At 40.8% G+C, this 22,952-nt stretch carries 13 protein-coding genes; 11 read left to right on the top strand and 2 right to left on the bottom strand.

What is annotated here, in order from left to right; translation table 11 throughout:
* The first annotated feature begins 153 nt into the window (after positions 1 to 153).
* From NFU46_RS02725 to NFU46_RS02710, 4 genes are all read left to right on the top strand, one after another.
* The gene (locus NFU46_RS02725) at positions 154 to 3,582 is read left to right on the top strand and encodes a hypothetical protein (protein ID WP_251599456.1); all 3,429 of its coding nucleotides are present in this window, start codon (positions 154 to 156) and stop codon (positions 3,580 to 3,582) included.
* Positions 3,583 to 3,890: 308 nt separating this feature from the next.
* Positions 3,891 to 6,551, top strand: a complete 2,661-nt coding sequence (gene topA, locus NFU46_RS02720) for a type I DNA topoisomerase (RefSeq protein ID WP_062564522.1) — start codon at positions 3,891 to 3,893, stop codon at positions 6,549 to 6,551.
* Between the two features lie 144 nt (positions 6,552 to 6,695).
* Positions 6,696 to 7,151, top strand: coding sequence for a carboxymuconolactone decarboxylase family protein (locus NFU46_RS02715; RefSeq protein WP_175079546.1), 456 nt, complete (start codon positions 6,696 to 6,698; stop codon positions 7,149 to 7,151).
* A 9-nt stretch (positions 7,152 to 7,160) separates the two neighbouring features.
* On the top strand, positions 7,161 to 7,346 hold the full coding sequence (locus tag NFU46_RS02710; RefSeq protein WP_054561655.1) for a YrhK family protein: 186 nt from the start codon (positions 7,161 to 7,163) through the stop codon (positions 7,344 to 7,346).
* Positions 7,347 to 7,413: 67 nt separating this feature from the next.
* On the opposite strand, the gene NFU46_RS02705 is transcribed toward NFU46_RS02710, so the two are convergent.
* The gene (locus NFU46_RS02705) at positions 7,414 to 7,656 is read right to left on the bottom strand and encodes a hypothetical protein (protein WP_054551458.1); all 243 of its coding nucleotides are present in this window, start codon (positions 7,654 to 7,656) and stop codon (positions 7,414 to 7,416) included.
* A gap of 239 nt (positions 7,657 to 7,895) precedes the next feature.
* Between NFU46_RS02705 and NFU46_RS02700 the strand changes: the two genes are divergently transcribed.
* Complete coding sequence (locus NFU46_RS02700) at positions 7,896 to 8,444, top strand: TIGR00645 family protein (protein WP_058585177.1); 549 nt, start codon at positions 7,896 to 7,898, stop codon at positions 8,442 to 8,444.
* 61 nt (positions 8,445 to 8,505) lie between these two features.
* Here the strand turns inward: NFU46_RS02700 and NFU46_RS02695 are convergent, their stop codons facing one another.
* On the bottom strand, positions 8,506 to 10,131 hold the full coding sequence (locus NFU46_RS02695; protein WP_251599455.1) for an alpha-glucosidase family protein: 1,626 nt from the start codon (positions 10,129 to 10,131) through the stop codon (positions 8,506 to 8,508).
* Between the two features lie 683 nt (positions 10,132 to 10,814).
* On the opposite strand from NFU46_RS02695, the gene NFU46_RS02690 reads away from it, so the two are divergent.
* The 6 genes from NFU46_RS02690 to NFU46_RS02665 all read left to right on the top strand — a co-directional run bounded on the left by NFU46_RS02690 (position 10,815) and on the right by NFU46_RS02665 (position 22,917).
* On the top strand, positions 10,815 to 13,604 hold the full coding sequence (locus tag NFU46_RS02690) for a TonB-dependent receptor (RefSeq protein ID WP_175082228.1): 2,790 nt from the start codon (positions 10,815 to 10,817) through the stop codon (positions 13,602 to 13,604).
* A gap of 105 nt (positions 13,605 to 13,709) precedes the next feature.
* Positions 13,710 to 15,206: a tryptophan halogenase family protein gene (locus tag NFU46_RS02685; protein WP_251599454.1), complete on the top strand. Its 1,497-nt coding sequence runs from the start codon at positions 13,710 to 13,712 to the stop codon at positions 15,204 to 15,206.
* Positions 15,207 to 15,208: 2 nt separating this feature from the next.
* On the top strand, positions 15,209 to 17,059 hold the full coding sequence (locus tag NFU46_RS02680; RefSeq protein ID WP_251599453.1) for a glycoside hydrolase family 13 protein: 1,851 nt from the start codon (positions 15,209 to 15,211) through the stop codon (positions 17,057 to 17,059).
* 94 nt (positions 17,060 to 17,153) lie between these two features.
* Complete coding sequence (locus NFU46_RS02675) at positions 17,154 to 19,028, top strand: alpha-amylase family glycosyl hydrolase (RefSeq protein ID WP_405030591.1); 1,875 nt, start codon at positions 17,154 to 17,156, stop codon at positions 19,026 to 19,028.
* On the top strand, positions 19,021 to 20,505 hold the full coding sequence (locus NFU46_RS02670; protein ID WP_251599438.1) for an MFS transporter: 1,485 nt from the start codon (positions 19,021 to 19,023) through the stop codon (positions 20,503 to 20,505). The genes NFU46_RS02675 and NFU46_RS02670 overlap by 8 nt, the downstream gene beginning before the upstream one ends.
* 12 nt (positions 20,506 to 20,517) lie before the next feature.
* Positions 20,518 to 22,917 carry a glucan 1,4-alpha-glucosidase gene (locus NFU46_RS02665; protein ID WP_251599435.1) on the top strand — a complete coding sequence of 800 codons (2,400 nt, stop codon included), beginning with the start codon at positions 20,518 to 20,520 and terminating at the stop codon, positions 22,915 to 22,917.
* Positions 22,918 to 22,952 lie beyond the last annotated feature (35 nt).

Raw genomic sequence — 22,952 nt, 5'->3', positions numbered from 1 at the left:
CCAGCATGAAGATTTTTATACAGAAAAATTCGATAAATAGTTAAATAATTTCGTTGCCTTTAAAGGAAAAAAATTATGATCTTCGTTTAATTTTTAGGTTAATATTAGGTAAACATACATATAAATAAGAAATAGCTAACTAGGGAGAGGGCGATGCCTTTATTACGATGGCTAAGTATTTTGTTTTTCAGCTCATTGTTAGCCGCCTGTGGCGGTGGTGGATCATTAGATAGTGATTCATCTGATGGCGGTGACGGCACAACAGAAGAGCCGAACTATGTTGTGTCTGTTCAAGGCTACAACCAATCTACATCAGAAGAAGCGAATACTGTTACAGCTGATTCACCTCTAACTATTTCGGCAACGCTTACGAATAGCGGTGAAGCTGTTGTTGGCGAAGTAGTCAGCTTTAGTCTTAATGGCGATATTGGCTTGCTTGATCCTGTATCTGGTACAGTATTAACGAATGCAGATGGTGTGGCATCGATTACTTTAACAGCAGGCAATACTGCAGGGGCTGGCATAATCACTGCCACATATGCTAATGGCGAAGATACTTTTACCGATACTTTTGGCTTTACATCAGATGGTTCAGAAACAGATGACTCAAGTGTTAGTGGCAGTATTACTCTTGATGTGTCGATTTTAGACAGCGCTGGCTTGCCATTTACAGTTGATAACCCTGTTAGCAAAGATAATAAAGGGACAGTTACTGCAACTTTGTTAGAAGAAGAACAGCCATTACAGGGGCAGCTAATTTCTTTTACTACAAACTATACAGGCAAAATCACTCCTGTATTAGGCACTGCATTAACTGATGCAAATGGTGAAGCTTCAGTAACGTTGAGTAGTGGTGATTCTAAAGGGGCTGGTCAAGTTGTAGCTACATACACGGATGAAAGTGGTAACACAATCACTAAAATCGCAGGCTTTATTTCAAATGGTGATGATGCCCCTGTCGAAAGTGCCGAAGCTGAACTTGATATCAAGCTGTTGCAAGGGTGCGCAACTAACTGGGAGGCTAATCGTAATACAACATCACTGGAAACAACTTACCTAGCTTCAGGTTGTACGGTTGTAAATCAATTCTCATCTGACGAACTCATCGACGTTATGGTCAAAGTGACAGATACAAGTTCGGGCGACGGTATTGACGGTATTATCGCTGAGCTTTCGACTGATCTTGGCGCTTTATTACCAGAATCAGGAAAGGCGCTTACTGACAACTTCGGTTTTGCAATTTTAAAACTACAACCTGGCGCAAATAGTGGTGCAGGTGAAGTGTCTGTTACTGCTAAATCGGTGAGTGCATCAAAAGCATTCGAAATTGCAACTGCAGAGTTAACTGTAGAAATTTCAAATGGCTTATATAACAAAGTAGACGATACTGGCAATGTTATTGATGACGAATTTGTGCCACTTGCAGCTGGCGCAACAACGGTTATAACTGTCAGTATTTATGATACTGACGGCGAGCTGTTTGTAACGCCATTAGATATTGAGTTTACATCTGGTTGCGTCGAATCAGATCTTGCTGTTATGGATGAAACCGCTACAAGCATTAGCGGTATTGCAACCGCGACATACAGAAGTAACGGCTGCAACACAACACAAGGTGATACGGTTACAGCAACAGTCCTTACCGGTGGAACACCAAAAGTGGTATCAGTGAATGTACCTGTATCAGCCGCTGCTGTAAGTTCGATTGAATTTGTTGAAGCAACCGAGAATGTAATTGCACTAAAAGGCACAGGTGGCGTATCTCGCAAAGAAATTAGCCAACTTACATTTAAGTTAACAGATGAAATTGGTAATACGGCTAAACAAAAGCGCTTAGATTTTCGTTTAAGCTCAACGAATGGGGGTATCTCACTTTCTGAGGTAACAGATGCAACTGGTTATTCTCATGCTAGTGTCTCTACAGATTCAGAAGGTTTGGCACGAATTCAAGTTAATTCTGGTTTTGTACCTCAAGCTGTACGCGTGCAAGCATGCTATATCCCTGATGAACTTATCCCTGAAGATCAAAATGATAATGTGACTTGTTGGAAAGAGCTTTATGACGAATGCCTTCTTGATGAAGCAGATCGAAATGCTAATGTATCATGTCCAACAGGTGAGCTTTCGTTGGTTTCATTAGATGAGCAAGTAACAAGCGTATCTGATCTTGTTTCAATCAGCTCAGGCCTACCTGATGGTAATAGTTTCACCGCCGCACCAACGAACTTTAATATCGAAGCATTGAATTATAATGGTGATCTTGAAGAAATTAACGTTTATCTAGCCGACCACTTTAATAACCCTGTGCCTGATGGTACATCTGTATATTTAACAACAGAAGGCGGTGCTATAGGAACAATTGATGGCACAGAGTTTAACCCTCAGCTGGAATGTAATACAGTCGATGGGCAATGTGTTGCTCAATGGCGCTCTCAAAATCCAAAACCATTTACAGAAGCTAAATGGGGTAACAGAATCAACAGCGTTAATCCAAAAACTGATGCAATTAACTGTGATCTTTATTTTGGAGCCGCAGCGCCTTGTATGGCAGGTATTTTAAATGCAGCGTTTGATGAGGATGGTGTGCCATTAGGTGGCCGTGCCACAGTTCTTGTAACTGCAAAAGGTCAAGAGTCATTTATCGACATTAATGGCAATGGCCGCTTTGACACCAACGAATATTATAGTGGTTATGATTTAACTGAAGCATTTATCGATCATAATGAAAATGGTTTTTATGATGGTTTAGCTGCAATTTACGACCCAGTTACTGCAACGGTTACAAAGTCCGCTGAAAATTGTCAAGAAGGTGCTACTGATGATCCATGTAGTCCAGAAAATACGAATGCGGGTCATTTTGAAGAAAATTGGGATATTGATCTGAACGGCATGCATACACTCGCTGATGGAAAATATAATGGTCTAGTGTGCCGAGAAGAAGCAACAACGCCTTCAGATAGTGATACTTTTGAAAGCCTGTGCACTAAAGAATTAGTTGATATTCGAGATTCGTTTGAAATCATTATGTCAGGTAGTACAGCTTACTCTCGGTTTGTAGTGACAAAAAATGAATTGCGTAGTCGATTTGCAGCTGCTCTTGCTGAAACAACTGAGGATGATCCTACAGTTTTCACAGATAATGCAATGCAACTTGCTAGGGATATTGAGGAATGTAATCCTATCCGACGTTTTCCTGCAGCTGATGAAAAAGGTGCATTTGTTCTCGATTTAGAGGAAACAGCTGATACTAGTTATTGTGATGTGAGAAATATCAACATTACAACTGCTGATTCTGGAACTGAATTAGCCGCGTTAACTTTCGCAGTCTATTACTCTGATATTTTTAATAATCCAATGCCTGCAGGAACGAGTGTATCTGTAACTACTGATAATGGTGAGTACAGTGGTACTGATGGTTTTGAGCTTCGAAATTCATCAGCAACAGCAGCGTTTGGTGAAACTTTATCAATTAGTCGTGAAGCAGAAGGGAATGACAAAGCAGAAGGCTTTTTAACTGTTGAATTTACAACAGGGAAAGGCAACATTTCTACTGCTAGAATTGCAATTAGTGACGATGGCTAACAAGTAGTTATTTGTTTAAATTTAAAAAAATGCCAACCAGAAGGTTGGCATTTTTGTTGCTGTTCTATATATTCCCCTTGAAATTACCGCAAAACACCACATTGACTAAATTAGCAACAAAAATTGTTTAATTATTCACTCAATGAAGAAAAGTTTCTATTAAAAGCTTGTAACAATTGGTGTTTGTAGATATACCTATAAATATTCGTGCTCCAATGTTAAAAAATCATACTTATTTGTTTAATGTGATGGATATACATTTATAAGGGCAAAAAACTTTTAAAATACTCGGTCAGAAATAGGCAGCTATGGGCAAATCACTTGTAATTGTAGAGTCTCCAGCAAAGGCAAAAACAATTAATAAATACTTAGGTAACGATTTCATCGTAAAGTCCAGCGTTGGGCATGTGCGTGATCTACCAACTTCAGGTTCAGGCAAAACGAAAACTGCAGCGACGAAAACGCCTGCTGAAGTTCGAAAAATGTCACCAGAAGAAAAAGCTGCCTATAAAAAGCAACGCGATTATAAAAATCTTGTTGCTCGCATGGGTATTGATCCTGAAAAAGGCTGGGAACCACATTACGAAGTCTTACCGGGCAAAGAGAAAGTTGTTCAAGAATTAAAAAAACTTGCAGAAAACGCCGATAAAATCTATCTCGCAACCGATTTGGATAGAGAAGGGGAAGCGATTGCATGGCACCTCGAACAGATTATCGGTGGTGAACCTGAAAAATATAAGCGAGTTGTTTTTAACGAAATCACTAAAAATGCGATTCAGCAAGCATTCGAAACACCCGGTGAATTAAACACTGACATGGTTTACGCGCAACAAGCGCGTCGTTTCCTTGACCGTGTAGTGGGCTTTATGGTGTCTCCATTGCTATGGGCTAAAGTGGCCCGTGGTTTATCAGCCGGTCGTGTGCAATCTGTTGCAGTGCGTTTACTTGTTGAACGTGAACGCGAAATCAAAGCATTTATTCCTGAAGAGTTCTGGGATATCCACGCCGATGTTAAAAATACAGAAGCAGCTTTACGCCTAGAAGTGACCAAACACGCTGACAAGCCTTTTAAGCCAGTTAATGAAGAGCAGGCGATGTCTGCCGTTAGTCAACTTGAAAAAGCTGACTACAAGGTCATTAGCGTTGAAGAAAAGCCTAGTAAGAGTAAACCAAGCGCACCATTTATTACTTCAACCATGCAACAGGCAGCAAGTACACGCCTAGGTTATGGTGTTAAGAAGACCATGATGCTGGCTCAACGCTTATATGAAGCAGGTCACATTACTTATATGCGTACCGATTCAACTAACTTATCGAAAGATGCGGTTGAAATGTGTCGTGATTACGTGACAGAGCAGTTTGGTGAAAAGTATTTACCGAAAGCACCGATTAGTTATAGCTCTAAAGGCAATGCACAAGAGGCGCACGAAGCGATTCGTCCTTCTAGTGTTACCGTGTTGTCTGGTCATTTAGACGGTGTTGAAGCGGACGCTAAAAAACTCTACGAATTAATTTGGCGTCAGTTTGTTGCCTGCCAAATGGTTCCAGCAGAATACGATTTAACAACTTTAACGGTTGGTGCCGGTGATTATCAGTTAAAAGCAAAAGGCCGCGTACTTCGTTTTGATGGTTGGACAAAAGTTCAGCCAGCTGTTCGTAAAAAGAACGAAGAAGATCAATCACTGCCTGCGGTTAAAGAAGGTGATGTACTGACCCTTGTTGAGTTAGATCCTAAACAACATTTTACAAAGCCACCTGCACGTTTTAGTGAAGCAAGTTTAGTTAAAGAATTAGAAAAGCGCGGTATTGGTCGTCCTTCTACGTATGCATCAATTATTTCAACGATTCAAGACCGTGGTTACGTGCGTGTTGAAAACCGCCGTTTCTTCGCCGAAAAAATGGGTGAGATTGTTACAGACCGCTTAGTTGAAAACTTCGAAGATCTGATGAACTTTGATTTTACCGCTAAGATGGAAGGTCGTCTGGATGATATCGCAGAAGGCGAACGTGTTTGGACACAAGTACTTGATAAATTCTATGCGGACTTTTCAACTCAGCTTGAAATTGCCTCTGGCGACGAAGAGCACGGTGGTATGCGTCAAAACCAAATGGTTGAGACTGATATCGATTGTCCGACTTGTGGTCGTAAGATGGGTATTCGTACCGCATCAACCGGTGTGTTCTTGGGTTGTACAGGTTATAACCTGCCACCAAAAGAACGTTGTACTACAACAATGAATTTAGTGCCAGGCGATGAAGCCATTGCGGCAGATGTAGAAGACGTTGAAACAGAGTCACTAATGCAAATGAAGCGTTGCCCAATTTGTGAAACGGCAATGGATTCATATTTAATCGATGAAACACGTAAATTGCATGTGTGTGGTAATAACCCAGCATGTAAGGGTTATATCGTTGAACAAGGTACCTTTAAAATTAAAGGTTACGACGGCCCTATTATCGAATGTGATAAATGTGGCTCAGATATGCAGTTAAAATCGGGTCGTTTTGGTAAGTACTTCGGTTGTAGTAATGAAGAGTGTAAAAATACACGTAAATTACTTAAAAACGGTGAAGCTGCGCCACCAAAAGAAGATCCAGTTCATTTACCTGAACTTGAATGTGAAAAATCAGAAGCTTACTTTGTACTGCGTGATGGTGCATCAGGTATTTTCTTAGCTGCAAATACCTTCCCTAAATCACGTGAAACACGTGCGCCAAAAGTTGAAGAATTAAAACGTTTTAGAGATCGTATTTCTGAAAAGTTCTATTACCTTGCGGACGCACCTGCAAAAGACCCTGATGGTAATCCTTCAGTCGTTCGTTACAGCCGTAAAAATAAAGAGCAGTATGTAATGAGTGAAGTAGATGGTAAAGCCACAGGCTGGACTGCTCACTACCAAAATGGCAAGTGGGTAGAAGAGAGTAAAAAGAAAGCACCAGCTAAGAAAAAAGCGGCGGCTAAAAAGTAAGTTTACATCTATCTTGATTATAAAAAGGGGTTGCAGTTGCAACCCTTTTTTATGCTTGTATGGCATTGTTAATGTCGTTTTTTACCAATATTTGCTTTTAGGCTGTTGTTATTCTGTCATCAACATCAAGACAGGAGATTCAAAATGCAAACACGTTTATCACAACAGCAGGTTTATTCACTCAACCCAGGACTTGTTAAACATTTAACAGGGCTCAGCGCACTGCCAGAAGATACAAACATAACCGCGAAGCTCGCTGATTTAGTAAGACTAAGAGTGTCGCAAATTAATGGCTGTGGGTTTTGTCAGCATATGCATTCAGCAGAGCTGAGAAGCCAAGGTGAGTGTCAACAGCGACTTGATGTACTAGCCGCTTGGCGTGAAGTCCCTGTGTTTTCAGAACAAGAAACTGCAGCACTCGCTTGGGCGGAAGCCTTAACAAATATCATTGATAAACATGTTGAAGACGATGTTTACAACCAAGTGTCTGCTATCTTTAACGAAAAAGACATCGTGGTATTAACGACGGTAGTACTTGAGATAAACAGCTGGAATCGCATAGTTAAAGCGTTTCACTTTATCCCTGAGTTAACAGAATAAGAAATGGTCATGAAGTTTACACTCGCACCTAAAGTTAATGCGTTGGTGAATATCATATCAGCATGCGCCTTTTTCTTTGGTAGTACCTTATTTTTACCAGCATTTATAGAGTATGCCACAGTGGGGGTGGTGTTATTCATGGTAGGTTCGTTATTATTTTTATTAAGTGCATTAGCTGATTATTACAGTCATTAAAAACAAAAAACCGGAGCGCACATCATTGTGTCATTCCGGTTTTTCTATATTCTAAGCAGGCGTAAAATTAGATTTGTACGTCTTTTACTTTTTTATAGCCTTCAGCTTCAAGCTCATCGTTTACACATTTTAATACGTATGGCTTTAATTCTTCGTTGCTGATGTCATCATCTTTTGCCCAGTTTAAACACATTTCAGTGTATTCTTTGATCATTTCAGCTGATGCTTCAGGTGCTTCGTTAGCGATTGCATTCGTTGCTGACACGCTTAAAACAGGTGCCAAAATTAGTGCTAGCAATGCTTTTTTCATTTAATTATTCCTAATCAACAAAAGTAATTATTACCGGCTCAATTGCACAGTAATGGTGCGCAATGTGTATTTCACTTTGCTTGAGTGAATTTATAAACTAAATTTCAAAAAAAGATAACGAAAAATTTTTATCGTAAAGATAAGCAAAAAATAACCACTCTTTTTGCCTCTAATGCTGGTAATCGTAAGGTCAAAACACGTATTATCGCGCTAATTTTAAAAGAAAAGTGAACTAACTTATGTCTGAACAAGTGACTCATTCAAAAATAAAGAAAGTACCAACCAAACTAGAGCAAGTTGTGGAGAGTTTTATCTTTCGCTCGCGTTGGTTATTAGCACCATTCTTTATTGGCTTATTAGTCGCTGTGGTATTACTGCTGCTAAAGTTCTTTAAATATTTATACAGTATGGCCTTAAATACGTTCACTGCGTCAAACCAAGAGCTTTTGGTAGGTATTTTGACTTTAGTTGACACTGCGCTACTAGCAGGGCTTTTGCTTATCATCATTTTCAGTGGCTACGAAAATTTTGTGTCAAAGTTGAATATAGACAACCATGAAGACAGGCCTGTGTGGATGGGTAAAGTTGGTTTCTCGGGTCTGAAGATGAAACTGATAAGCGCTATTGTCGCTATATCGGCTGTGGAGCTTTTAAAAGTCTTTATTAGCTCGAACAACCATTCAACAGATGAGCTACTCTGGAAGGTGTTAATTCATGTCACGTTTGTGGTGTCGGGGGTGTTGTTTGCGCTCACAGATTACATTAATAGTAAAACCATGAACCACTAATCCCACGAATAGTAATAAAAAAGCCCTGCAATTGCAGGGCTTGGTTTTTAACAACTGATTATTAATTCAGGGTTGCGTAAAAGCAACCGAACCCGGGCAGAGTGACTGTATTATTGTTTAATTCAGCTGTGTGATGAGAGATCTCAGTATGCTGTGAAGACACAGTATCAGAGATTGTGAGTTCACTACTTTGTGCGCCTAAGTTGAATGCACAAAGCATTTTAGTGTCGTTAAGCGTTCTATAAAAAGCAAGCACTGGCTCTTGCGTTTCGATAAATTCAATATCGCCTTCTAACAATACGTTCTTATCTTTACGCCATGCCATAAATTCACGATACGCATTCAAAATTGAATCTTTATCTTGATCTTGCGTATTTACGGCGACTGATTTGTGCGCATCGCCCACAGGTAGCCAAGGTTTTACTGTTGAGAAACCTGCTTGCTCAGCATCTGCTGCATCCCATGGCATTGGTGTACGACACCCGTCACGGCCTTTAAAGTTTGGCCAAAATGTAATGCCATATGGGTCTTGTAAGTCTTCAAATGCAACTTCAGCTTCACCTAAACCAAGTTCTTCACCTTGGTACATACAAACGCTACCACGTAATGAAGCAAGTAGGGCTGTTAGCATCTTACATTGCTGAGGCTCAATTTTTTCACCTTGACTCCAACGGCTAGCAACACGTTCTACGTCGTGGTTGCTAAATGCCCAACATGGCCAACCTTCAGTCATGCGCTGCTCTAAAGTGCTTACTGTGGTACGAATATATTCCGCGCTATAGTCGTTAGTAAGTAGCTCAAAGCTATAGCCCATGTGAAGTTTGTCACCACCTGATGTGTATTCAGCCATGGTTGCGAGTGAATCTTCAGATGAGATTTCTCCTAATGCAACTGTGCCAGGGTACTTGTTTAGTAGGGCACGAATGTCCTGCATAAAACTAAGGTTTTCAGGTTGCGTATTATTGTAGTAGTGATACTGGAAAGCGTAAGGGTTGTCTTCGCTAAAGCCTCGGCCTTGACGCTTCTCTGGTGGCTTAGCCGGATTATCACGTAATTGAGCATCGTGATAGCAAAAGTTGATTGCATCTAAACGGAAGCCATCAACGCCTTTCTTAAGCCAAAACTCAACATTATCTAATACTGCTTTACGAACTTCAGGGTTATGGAAGTTTAAATCTGGCTGCTCAGCAAAGAAGTTATGTAAGTAATATTGACCACGACGCGGTTCCCATTGCCATGCAGGGCCACCAAAAATTGATAACCAGTTATTTGGTTGTGTGCCATCAGGCTTTGCATCAGCCCAAACGTACCAATCTGATTTGTCGTTGGTTTTATCTTCACGGCTATCAAGAAACCATTGATGTTGATCTGAGGTATGGCTCAATACCTGATCAATAATGATCTTAATATCACGTTCATGAGCTTGTGCAATGAGTTCATCAAAATCGTCAAGGTTACCAAACAATGGGTCGATATCACGATAGTCACTGATGTCATAACCAAAGTCTTTCATTGGTGATTTAAAGAAAGGCGAAACCCAAATAGCATCAACTCCTAGGCTTTTAATATAATCAATACGATCAATGATACCTTTGATATCACCAATGCCATCGCCATTGGTGTCTTGGAAACTGCGCGGGTAAACTTGATAAATAACCGCACCTTTATACCACTGCTTTTGAGCCATGTTTTTCTCCATCGTGACACTCAGTGTATGTAAACTGTTAGGCAACCGTTAATGCAATATGTTGCCGGAATGTCAAAAGCATACGTGAAGGGTGAGATACTGTAAAAACTCTGCATACGTATGCACGCCAAATTCATCTTTGTTCTCAGTAAAATTTATTAACTTGATTTAAAAGTAAACAACTCGAATTTCTATCAAGAAAATTTACCAATTAGGTTTGCTGGGTTTTAATTATGATCGCGAACGCCAGCTTGGTGCATAATATAGCTGGCTTACACCATAATGGTGCAGGGGTTATATTGGTAAGACCAATTATCATTGGTATAGACTAGTACCTTTAATAATTGCGTTAAGTCACCATTTAAGCGAGATAAATGGCTTAGCACCTATTTGTGTAACCAAATTAGGTGCGAAAATATAGCGAAAATGTTTCAATACTATTAAATCACACAATAAAATTGATAAATCATTTATATTCATATGGTTACAATTCTATTTTGTAAAAATGTTGTTAATGTTCGCGGTGGTGGACTACGCTGAATACGTATGCATAAATTTGTTAAGAAAATAATCAGAGCGTTAATATTCAATTCGACAACAAAATCAGTCAGCGAATTACAGCTATTATGTTAATGAATAACTGCAACACGTTGGCATTACAATTTGGGTAATGGGAAAACATCATGTCTATGTTCAAACCAAGTATATTAACTCTGGCTTTAACAGCCGCAGGTTTAAATAGCTTTGTAGCTTATGCTGCAGAAGAAGACCAAAAAGCAAAAAACGATAACGTTGAAGTTATCGAAGTAAAAGGTTTTCGTGGCAGTGTTGTAGAATCTATTAATACTAAACGCTTCACTCCTGAAGTTGTTGAGTCAATCTCAGCAGAAGATATCGGTAAATTACCTGACTCATCAATCGCAGAATCAATCGCGCGCCTTCCTGGTTTAACAGCACAACGTCTAGACGGTCGAGCTAGCCGTGTAAGTGTTCGTGGTTTCAGTGAAAATGAAAGTGCAACAACATTCAACGGTCGTGAGCAAGTTTCAATCGGCGACAACCGTGGCGTTGAATTTGACCTTTACCCATCAGAAATTATGAGTGGCGTAACGGTATATAAAACTCCAAGCGCAGGCATTGATGCTGAAGGTATCGCTGGCGTTATCGACATGCAAACTGTTAAACCTTTAAGTAAAGGTGAGCAAGTTATCATGTTCAACGGCCAATACGAGCAAACGGGTTTTGACAAATTAAACCCAGACGGTGACGATAAAGGTTTCCGTGGTACGGTTTCTTACATTGACCAATTTGCAGATGACACAATCGGTGTTGCATTTGCTTACAACACGATGAGCTCTCCAAACCAAGAAAAACGTTGGAACTCTTGGGGTTACCCTGAATTTACAGGTGAAGATGGTAATACGTACTCAATTTTAGGTGGTGCTAAGCCATTCGTACGTTCATCGACTCTTGAGCGTGACACAGCCATGCTTGTTATTGAAGCTGCGCCGACTGATCGCCTAAACATGACATTTGATGCTTTATATGTAGATTTCTCTGATGAGAAAATCTTACGTGGTATCGAAGTGCCATTTGCATGGGGCCAAGGTTCAATTGACCCAAGTTCAGCTGTTGTTGACGCAGATTCTGGTTTCATCACAAGCGCAGTAACTGAAGGCCAACGTGTAGTTGTTCGTAATGACTACGAGGAGCGTAACGCAGAACTAACTCAGTTTGGTTTTAATGCAAAATACGACATCAGCGATGATTGGTCAGTAGAATTTGACGTAAGCCGCTCTGAAGTTGAGCGTCAAATCTGGAGTATCGAAAGCTACTCAGGTACAGGTCGTGGTGATGCAAATGGTGTTGCTGATACGATTGGTTATGAGTTTGACGGTGGTAACACTGGCGCACAATTCAGCCATAACCTAGATTACAGCGATTATGACTTAATTCAACTTGGTGGCCCATTATCTTGGGGTGCAAGTGCTGCACTTAACGATAAGTACGGTCTAACTGATACGGCTTATCAAAATACTGCGCAAGATGGTTTCATCAATGCGCCAGAAATCAATGATGAACTAAGCACATTAAAACTTGCGGCTAGCAAAGTACTTGATAATGCTTACATCAGCCGTGTGTCATTTGGTATGTCATACCGTGACCGTGAAAAGAGCAAGTTGTCTGAAGGTTACTTCATGACACTAAAAGACTTCTCTTTATCAAACCCGGGTATGCTATCTATCCCAGAACAATACCGTTTAGGGTCAGCTAGCCTTGATTTCATTGGTATGGGCAACATGGTTGCTTATGATACCAACGGTCTGGTGAATGATGGTTACTATAGCCTTCTTCAAGAAAGCTTAACTGATTCAAAACACAAAACACAGTCTTGGACAGTTCAAGAGGAAGTAACAGCGTTCTTCGCACAAGCTGACATTAATGCAGAGCTGGGCTCTATCCCTGTAACAGGTAACGTTGGTGTGCGTTATGTGAAAACGGAACAGTCTTCACAAGGCTTCGCTGCTAATACTGTGGATGGTTTAGTTGTTGTATCTCCAACAGATGTAAGCCATGACTACAGCCACTTCTTGCCAAGCATCAACTTATCATTTGCAATTGATGAAGAGCAAACTGTACGTTTTGGTGCGGCAAAAACGATTTCTCGTGCTCGTTTAGACGAAATGAACTCATCAGTTAATGCTTCTTACAATCAACAACCAGATGAAAACGGTAACTACTGGAGTGTATCAGGCGGTAACCCAGAGCTTGAGCCAAAAGAAGCAACTGGTTTTGATTTAAGCTATGAAAACTACTTCCATGAAGAAGGTTACTTCGCTGCAGCTGTATTCTATAAAGATATCACTCAGTGGATTTTTGACGGTACTTATGAAATCGACATGAGCGGTGTAGCTGACCCGTCTACTGGTGAAATCCCTGAAACTTCAACAGGTACAGGTTCAGGTAAAGTGAACGGTGGCTCTGGTGACCTATGGGGTTACGAGCTTTCATTAACTCTACCATTCACTATGTTCAGCGAATCACTTGATGGTTTTGGTTTAATCGCAAGCCATACAGGTGTTGAGCAAGACCTAACTGACCAAAATGGTAACGATTATGAGCTACCTGGTCTATCTGACCAAATTGATAGCCTAACAGTTTACTTTGAGCGTAACGGTTTCCAAGCGCGTACTAGCATGCGTAAGCGTAGCGACTTTAAAGGTGACGTATACGGTTTAGGTTTTGCGACTACACAAGTTGACATTAAAGGCGAAACAATTTGGGATGCTCAAGTTGGTTATGACTTTAGCGAAGGCGGTGTAGAGAGCCTTGACGGTTTATCTGTAACATTCCAAGTACAGAACATCACAGAAGAGCCGTTCACGTCACTACAAGGTGATAACTCACTTCAAGTACGTGACTACCAAGACTACGGTCGTACATTCCTGTTAGGCTTCAGCTACAAGCTGTAATTAGCTAAAACAGTGATAGAAAATTGCCCTTGTGATTTGTTTTACAAGGGCTTTTTTATATCAGTGAGCTACACTCAATGAATTGAAATTGGCGTTAGGTGTACTATGGAAACAAAAAAAATAACCAAGGTCGTGATTGCCGGTGGTGGTACTGCTGGTTGGATAACCGCTGCATTACTTAATAAAGTGCTGGGCAAAGTAATTGATATCACGCTGATAGAGTCAGCAGAGATCGGCACTGTTGGTGTAGGCGAAGCAAGCATCCCACCTATTTTGCATCTTAATGGTGCGTTAGGCATTTCTGAAAAAGAATTTATTAAGGCTACTGGTGCAACGATTAAGCTAGGTATCGAGTTTGAAAATTGGCGCAGCCAAGGCCACAGCTATATGCATGCCTTTGGTGAGATAGGTAAAGATTTTCCGTTTTGTGAGTTTTATCATTTTTGGTTAAAAGCAAATCAAGCTAATAATGCGCCTGATTTTTGGGATTTTTCACTTAATTATCAAGCTGCAAAAGCTCATAAATTTGCTCACCTCAAGCACATTCCTAACACTCAGTTGGCGGGCTTACATTATGCCTACCATTTTGATGCCACTCGATATGGCGAATTCTTAAAGGAATTAGCGCAATCACGAGGCGTAAAACGCATTGAAGGCAAAATTGAATCGGTTAACCAATGCCATGAAAGCGGGTATATTCGATCTTTGCTACTTAAAAATGGCGAGCAAATAGACGGCGACTTATTTATTGATTGCACCGGTTTACGTGCTTTATTGATAGAACAAACTCTTAATACCGGCTTTGAAGATTGGTCACATTGGTTACCATGTGATAGTGCGATTGCGGTGCAAAGTGAATCAGCTTCTGATGCAATTCCTTATACACGTTCAATTGCTAGAGACTCAGGTTGGCAGTGGCAAATTCCATTACAGCATCGTGTAGGCAACGGACTTGTGTATTCTTCTCGTTTCTTATCAGATGAAGCGGCAAAGCAACAGCTCTTAGAAAGCCTACCTGCTAAACCTCTGACAGAACCCCGCGTTATTAAGTTTAAAACAGGTCGTCGCTTAAAACAGTGGCATAAAAATGTAGTATCAGTTGGCTTATCGAGCGGATTTTTAGAGCCATTAGAATCGACCAGTATTCATTTAATTCAAAGTGCAGCCATTCGTTTAATTAAGTTTTTTCCTCATCAAGGTATTAAACAAAGCCTTGTGGATGAATTTAATCAACAAAGTAAAACAGAATTTGAGCGAATTCGTGACTTTATTATTCTTCATTACAAGATTACTGAGCGTGATGACAGTGCGTTTTGGCGTTTTTGTAAAGGCATGGATATTCCAAGCAGTCTTAAAAAGAAAATTGAGCTATTTAAAACCAGTGGCAAACTCATTAGAGAAGACGATGAGCTATTCGCCGAAGTTGCGTGGCAGCAAGTGATGATAGGCCAAGGGCTAATAGCAGAGGATCACCATCCATTAACTGATGCGTTATCAGATGAGCAATTAAATGAGTTATTTAGCAATTTAAAAACCTTGATTAACAGCACTGTCGAGCAGCTGCCGAGCCACAGTCAATTCTTAGAAAAAGTACAAAATTAATTATGAGAAAAACACAATCACTTTTAGCGCTAACGACCGCATTTACACTTTTTAACTCAACAGCAAGTTTTGCTATTACTGCGTCACCAGAAAACTGGTGGGTAGGGATGCAAAATGACTCATTACAAGTCATGCTTTACGATAACAATATTGCTAACAAAACGTGGCAAATGAAGCCTTACAAAAGCGTTGAGTTTAAAGGGGTGACAACAACGAATAACCCTAATTACGCGTTTTTAGATTTAACCATTAGCGATAATGCAAAGGCGGGTACACTGACTTTTAAAGCTAAAGATGGCACAGAATTTACTTACCCATTAAATACCCGTGATAAGCAAAGTGCCAATCGTCATGGCTTTACAAATAAAGATACACTTTATTTAATCAATCCTGATCGCTTTGTAAATGGTGACCCAAACAATGACACCGTTGCTGGTATGAAGGAGGCTGCAAACCCAAGTTTTAAAGGAGGTCGACATGGTGGTGATATTCAAGGTGTTATCAATAGCCTAGATTATCTTGAGGACCTCGGTGTGACTCAACTTTGGTTAACACCAGTGCTTGAAAATGACATGCCAAGTTATTCTTATCATGGTTATGCTATTACTGACTTTTACAAAGTTGATCCGCGTATGGGCAGTAATTCGCTTTATAAAACCTTATCTGCAGAAGCGAAAGAGCATGGTATCGGCTTAGTGATGGACATGGTACTTAACCACTTTGGTTCATCACATCAGTGGATGGCTGATATGCCTACTGCTGATTGGGTTAACTTTGATGGCAAGTTTGAAAACGGTAAAAATGCAACCAGTCACGCCAGACAAACAATCCAAGACCCTCACGCAAGCCAATACGACAAACGTCAATTTAACGATGGTTGGTTTGTTGAGTCTATGCCTGATCTAAATCAGCGCCAGCCGTTACTATCAACGTATTTGATTCAAAATGCCATTTGGTGGATTGAATACGCCAACTTAAGCGGCATTCGTGTTGATACCTATTCATACTCAGATAAAGCATTTTTAGCCGATTGGACTAAAGCGATTATGACCGAGTATCCAAACTTTAATATTGTTGGCGAAGAGTGGACAACCAACCCGGCTATTGCATCTTATTGGCAGCGCGGCAAAGTCAATCAAGATGGTTATACCTCTGAGTTACCAAGTGTGATGGACTTTTCATTACAAGAAGCCTTAATCCAAGCACTTAACGAAGAAGAAAGCTGGAATACAGGTTGGGTAAAAGTATATCAATCGCTGGCTAATGACTTTTTATATGCTGATATAGATAACATTTTAGTGTTTGCTGATAATCATGACATGAGCCGTGTTTACACTGAGCTGGGTCAAGACCTCGCAAAAACTAAATTAGCCATGACGCTGCTGTTAACAACTCGTGGTATTCCACAAATTTACTACGGCACTGAGCTGCTGCTCGATAACACGCCAAGCAATGACCACGGTGATATTCGTATTGACTTCCCTGGTGGGTTTAAAGGTCAAAAAGCGAATGCCTTCACAGGTAAGGGGCTTTCAGCTGATCAGCAAGAGATGTTAGCTAGCATGAAAAAACTGCTTAAGCTGCGTCAAGAAAAACCAGCGTTAAGCGAAGGTCGTTTAATGCATTTTTCACCCAAGCAAGGCGTTTACAGCTATGTGAGGGAGCACAATGGCCAAACTGTATTGGTTGTTCTTAACAAAAACCAACAAGCCATTGATTGGGATTTAAACTACATGCAAGAAGTGCTGAAAGGCAATAATAAAGGAAGCGATTTAATCAGTGAAAAACGCGTTGATCTTGCAGCGCCAATCCGCTTAAAAGCTATGCAAGCACGCTTAATCGAGCTTGAATAATTGCAACTAATAGGCTGAATACGTATGCATTTACTGTCCGTATGCAGCCCTTAACATTAGTATGAACTGATATTTACAGAAAAATGAAGTAATGATGACAACATACAAACTAACTGCGTTAGTAGTGGCTTCGGTTTTAGGTTTAACTGCCTGTGGTAACGATGCGCCAGTACAGCAGAACACGCAACAGCAACAATCAGAATCTAGCCAAGCAGCTATCTCTAAGCCTGTGGTTTACCAAGTATTCACTCGATTATTTGGTAACACTAACACCACTAATAAACCGTGGGGCACATTAGAAGAAAATGGGGTAGGTAAATTCGCTGATTTTAATGATGCAGCATTACAAGGTATTAAAGAGCTAGGCACGACACATGTTTGGTATACCGGTGTGCCGCGTCATGCATTAGTAACTGATTATACTGAATACGGTTTGTCTCAAGATGACCCTGATGTTGTAAAAGGCCGTGCAGGCTCGCCTTATGCGGTGAAAGATTATTACGATGTTAATCCTGATTTAGCAATTAACCCTGAGCGCCGCTTAGAAGAGTTTGTAGAGCTAATCAATCGTACTCATAAGCACGGTATGAAAGTTGTTATTGATATTGTACCAAATCACGTAGCGCGTAATTACGAGTCAGTCGCCAAGCCTGAAGGCGTAAAGGATTTTGGTGCTGAAGATGACACGACGAAAACCTATGCTCGCGATAATAACTTTTACTATGTAACAGGGCAGTCATTTCAAGTTCCTACCAGCGATAGTTACCAAGTGTTAGGTGGTAACCCGCATCCTCTTGCTGATAATCAGTTTGCCGAAACCCCAGCAAAATGGACGGGTAATGGGGCCCGTGCCGCTAAACCTGATATTAATGATTGGTACGAAACCGTTAAAATCAATTACGGTGTGAAACCAGATGGCAGCTACGACTTCCCAACACTACCCGCTGATTACGCAGATAAAGATTACCGTGAACACTATGCATTTTGGCAAGATAAAGATCTACCAAATAGCTGGTATAAATTCCGCGATATCGCGCTTTATTGGTTAGATAAAGGTGTTGATGGTTTCCGTTATGATATGGCAGAGATGGTGCCTGTTGAGTTCTGGAGCTTTTTGAACTCATCAATCAAGATGCAAAAAAGCGATGCCTTTATCCTAGCAGAAGTATATAACCCAACGCTTTACCGCCCATATATCCAACAAGGTAAGATGGATTACCTTTACGACAAAGTCGGTTTTTACGACACGGTTAAAGCTGTGATGCAAGGCAAGCAATCAGCGGATACTATTTTCGATATTCAAAGCCAAGTGGCGGATATTGAAGAGCATATGCTGCACTTTTTAGAAAACCATGATGAGCAACGTATTGCTAGCCCAGATTTCGCTGGTAGTAGTGAAAAAGGTAAGCCAGCGATGGTGGTATCTACATTGATGTCGCGCTCACCAACCTTACTTTATTTTGGTCAAGCTGTCGGTGAAGATGGCTCTGAGGACGGTGGTTTTGGCGACTCAACGCGTACCAGCATTTTCGATTATATGGGTGTACCTGCGCATCAAGCATGGATGAATAATGGCAAATTCGATGGCGGTGCGCTTTCAAAGCAGCAAGCTGATCTTCGCGCTTACTACACCAAGTTGATGTCGTTAAATACACTGCCTGCCATTGTTGGTGGTGACATGCAAGCGGTTGAATTGGCCGGTTCAGAGCAAGTGATTGCTTTTACGCGCAAGCTTGGTCAACAACTAGTGCTTGTAGCAAGTAACTTTTCAGAAAACCAACAAAATGTTGAGCTAACACTTAACCAAGCGTTGTTACCTAAGCTTAATCACAGTGGTTTAACGTTAACTGATAATCTAGAAAATCATGCTGACATTGTGATTTCAGAGACATCTACTAAGGCGCCAATCCAATTACAACTGAACGGCTTAAGCAGTGCAGTATTTACCTTAAAGGCTGACTATGAATAATAACAAACCAACGCTAAGCTTTTGGCAAATATGGAATATGTGTTTTGGATTCCTTGGAATCCAATTTGGCTTTGCATTACAGAACGGTAATGTAAGCCGTATTTTTCAAACCTTAGGTGCCAATGTTGATGATATTCCAATTCTTTGGGTTGCAGCACCATTAACAGGCCTTATTGTTCAGCCGATCATCGGTTATTGGAGTGATAAAACATGGAATAAGTTAGGTCGTCGTCGTCCGTTCTTTTTCTATGGGGCTATTTTAACAACGTTATCGTTATTTATTATGCCTAACTCACCAAGCCTGTGGATTGCGGCGGGTATGTTATGGATCATGGATGCGTCAATTAACGTAACTATGGAGCCATTCCGTGCTCTTGTCAGTGATAACTTACCGAAAAAGCAACGTGCAACTGGTTATGCAATGCAAAGCTTCTTCATTGGTGTTGGTGCGGTTGTCGCGTCTGCATTACCTTGGATGATGACTAACTGGTTCGATATTGCTAATACTGCACCTGCAGGGCAAATTCCAGATTCTGTAAAATTCTCGTTTTACTTTGGCGCAGTAGTATTAATTATTGCTGTGTTTTGGACTGTCTTTACTACTAAAGAATATTCACCAGAAGAACTTGAAAGCTTTCATGAACAAGAGCAAAGCGATGACTCGGGCGATGTTCAAAGTGATGTAAACTTTAACAAAGGCGCTGCAATCTTTACGGTTCTTGGCCTTGTAGTACTTGGTATTGTTACGGGTCTATCGCTTGAAAAAGAGCTTTATTTACTTGCTGGTGGTTTGATTAGCTTTGGTGTTATTCAATTTATTGCCGGGGCTTTAAAGGCTAAAAACGCAACCAGTGGTGGCTTTTATCAAGTTGTGAATGATGTATTCACTATGCCAGAAACGATGAAACAATTGGCTTGGGTACAATTTTTTAGCTGGTTCTCATTGTTTGCAATGTGGATTTACACCACATCGGCAGTAACTAGCTTCCACTACGGCAGCAGTGATACAAGCTCTCTTGCTTACAATAACGGTGCGGATTGGGTTGGTGTATTATTTGCCGCTTACAATGGTTTTGCTGCCATTGCAGCACTGTGTATTCCAGTTATCGTTAAAAAAGTAGGGCTAAAAATGGCTCACGCTATCAACCTAGTGCTAGGTGCATTGGGTCTGGTCAGCTTCATTATTATCAAAGATCCAAGTTTACTGATCTGGCCAATGATTGGAGTAGGGTTTGCTTGGGCGTCAATTCTATCTTTACCATACGCAATGTTAAGTACCTCAGTACCAAGTAAAAAAATGGGTGTGTACATGGGTATTTTTAACTTCTTTATTGTTATTCCGCAGCTTTTAGCAGCAAGCATATTAGGCCTAATTTTACGTCACTTTTTTGATAATCAACCGATTTATGCGTTAGTGCTAGGTGCAGTGTCATTCGTACTAGCAGCGGTCGCTGTACTGCGCGTTAAGCAACAATAATAAGGACACACCATGAAAAAATTTAATCTTATTACCGCAAGTTTTTTAGCGTTAGGTTTAACAGCTTGTAGTTCAGAACAATCAGCTAATACAGCAGTTGAGCAGGTGTCTGCGCCAGGAACTCCGGGTGTTGAACCTTTTTGGGCATACTCAGGTAAAACAGGTATTGGTACATCTTACGAGCAATACCAAGACGGCCACTATAGCGATGCAGCTGCTACAGGGAAAGTATCAAAAGTCTGGTTTTCAATCGCTAAAGGCATGATCACAGAAACCATGTTTGGTTTAATTCACCAAGCACAAATCAAAGATATGCAGTTTGTTGTAGTTGGTAAAGACTTTACCGTAACAGAAAACGATGATCTCGATGTAAGCATTGATTATTTATATAAAGACGACGCTGGTCGCCCATTATCGCTTGCTTACAAAGTCGTTAGTAAAGATAAACAAGGTCGTTTCACTTTAGAAAAGCATATTTTTACAGATCCAAACGGCCAAACATTGTTTGTTCGTAGCGTATTTAATACCGATCTTGAAGGTGTGAAAGCCTACGTTAATGTAAACCCTTACATTGATAACAACGGCTTAGATGATTTTGCAAAAGTGACTGATAAGGGTCTAGTTGCTTGGCAAGATGATAGCTTTTTATCTTTACAAGCCGCTCAACCATTTAAGCAAGCAAGCGTTGGTTTTACGGGGGTAAGTGATGGCTTAAAAGAGTTAAAAGCATCGCAGTCACTCTCAACGACTTACCAAAATACTGGTGATAAGTCGGGTAATGTAAGCTTACTTGCAGAGCTTGGTGAAGTATCAAAAAACACCACCTTTGATTTAGCTTTAAGCTTTGGTAACTCTGAAGCTGCAAGCTTAAAAGAAGGCCAAGCAAGTTTAAACCAAGGCTACCAAAAAGTACTTGCTGCATATAACGGTGAAGGTGTTGCAATTGGTTGGCAAGACTACTTAGCAAGCCTTGAGCCTTTGAGCACATTAACTAACAGCACCGCAGATAATGGTAAGTTGCTTTATACCAGCGCCATGGTGTTAAAAGCGCAAGAAGATAAAACTCATGCTGGTGCTTTAATTGCGTCACTTTCTAACCCTTGGGGTGAAACAGTATCAGCCAAAACAGGTTCTACCGGTTATAAAGCGGTTTGGGTACGTGATTTCTATCAAGTAGCAATGGCATTTATGGCCATGGGTGATACACGTACCGCAAAAACGGCGTTTGAATATTTAGAAAAAGTACAAGTAACAGATAACACACCTGGCAATGGTGGTGACACGGGTTGGTTCTTACAAAAGACTCATGTTGATGGTGAGCTTGAGTGGGTAGGTGTTCAGCTTGACCAAACAGCAATGCCAATTATGTTAGCGTGGAAACTACATCAAGCTGGCGTACTTAGCGATCAAGAGCTGACAGATTGGTATGGCAAAATGTTAAAACCAGCTGCTGATTTCTTAGTTGATGGTGGCCTTGCGAAAATTCTTTGGAATGACACGCAAATCACACCGCCAGCAACGCAACAAGAGCGTTGGGAAGAACAAAATGGTTTCTCTCCATCAACAACTGCAGCGGTTGTTGCAGGCCTAGTGACGGCTGCTGATATTGCTAAAAAAGCAGGTGACACTAAAAATGCAGAGCGTTACCTAGCAACGGCTAAAACTTACAACAGTGAAATAGAAAGCACGATGTTTACGACACAAGGTAACCTTAAGTCTGAAAATAGCGATGGTGAATATTTCATTCGTATCGGTCAAGACAAAGATCCAAACTCATCAACCACACTTAATGCTAATAACGGGCGTGAAGGCTTTGATAAAAAGCAAATCCTTGATGGTGGTTTCTTAGAGCTTGTACGTTATGGTGTTCGTGATGCACTTGCGCCAAGCATTGTAAAAACATTACCAGAGTACGATGACGAAACCTTAGTTGATAACCTGCAAGTGCGTTACACCTTTAATTTTGCTGATGGCTCAGGTTCATTCCCTGGTTACCGTCGCTATGGTAATGATGGTTACGGTGAAGATGAAGTGACAGGTAATAACTATGCCGAAGGTGGTAACAACACCCCTGGTCAACGTGGTCGTGTATGGCCGTTTTTCACAGGTGAGCGTGGTCACTATGAAATCGCTGCTGCAAACGCAACTAATAGCCTTGATGCGATGAAGCAACAAGCGATTAAAGACACCTATGTAAAAGGTATGGAAGCATTTGCCAATGAAGGCATGATGTTACCTGAACAAGTTTGGGATGGTGTAGGTAACAATAAAGCAGGCTATCAGCTAGGTGAGGGTACAAACTCAGCCACACCACTGGCTTGGACTCACGCTGAATACATTAAGTTACTCCGTTCAGTGAGCGATAAACATGTATGGGACCATTACCCAGTTGTTGAAAACGCATTGAAGTAAAAACGTAATTAACATGCCCAATATTTATTGGGCAT

Origin of the sequence: Pseudoalteromonas sp. NCCP-2140, assembly GCF_023708065.1 — a bacterium.
Classification (GTDB): domain Bacteria; phylum Pseudomonadota; class Gammaproteobacteria; order Enterobacterales; family Alteromonadaceae; genus Pseudoalteromonas.
This window is presented reverse-complemented; position numbering and strand designations above follow the sequence as displayed.

Coding starts and splice junctions, on each gene's coding strand:
- NFU46_RS02725 (WP_251599456.1), top strand. CDS start 154: ATGCCTTTATTACGATGGCTAAGTATTTTGTTTTTCAGCTCATTGTTA.
- topA (WP_062564522.1), top strand. CDS start 3,891: ATGGGCAAATCACTTGTAATTGTAGAGTCTCCAGCAAAGGCAAAAACA.
- NFU46_RS02715 (WP_175079546.1), top strand. CDS start 6,696: ATGCAAACACGTTTATCACAACAGCAGGTTTATTCACTCAACCCAGGA.
- NFU46_RS02710 (WP_054561655.1), top strand. CDS start 7,161: ATGAAGTTTACACTCGCACCTAAAGTTAATGCGTTGGTGAATATCATA.
- NFU46_RS02705 (WP_054551458.1), bottom strand. CDS start 7,656: ATGAAAAAAGCATTGCTAGCACTAATTTTGGCACCTGTTTTAAGCGTG.
- NFU46_RS02700 (WP_058585177.1), top strand. CDS start 7,896: ATGTCTGAACAAGTGACTCATTCAAAAATAAAGAAAGTACCAACCAAA.
- NFU46_RS02695 (WP_251599455.1), bottom strand. CDS start 10,131: ATGGCTCAAAAGCAGTGGTATAAAGGTGCGGTTATTTATCAAGTTTAC.
- NFU46_RS02690 (WP_175082228.1), top strand. CDS start 10,815: ATGTCTATGTTCAAACCAAGTATATTAACTCTGGCTTTAACAGCCGCA.
- NFU46_RS02685 (WP_251599454.1), top strand. CDS start 13,710: ATGGAAACAAAAAAAATAACCAAGGTCGTGATTGCCGGTGGTGGTACT.
- NFU46_RS02680 (WP_251599453.1), top strand. CDS start 15,209: ATGAGAAAAACACAATCACTTTTAGCGCTAACGACCGCATTTACACTT.
- NFU46_RS02675 (WP_405030591.1), top strand. CDS start 17,154: ATGACAACATACAAACTAACTGCGTTAGTAGTGGCTTCGGTTTTAGGT.
- NFU46_RS02670 (WP_251599438.1), top strand. CDS start 19,021: ATGAATAATAACAAACCAACGCTAAGCTTTTGGCAAATATGGAATATG.
- NFU46_RS02665 (WP_251599435.1), top strand. CDS start 20,518: ATGAAAAAATTTAATCTTATTACCGCAAGTTTTTTAGCGTTAGGTTTA.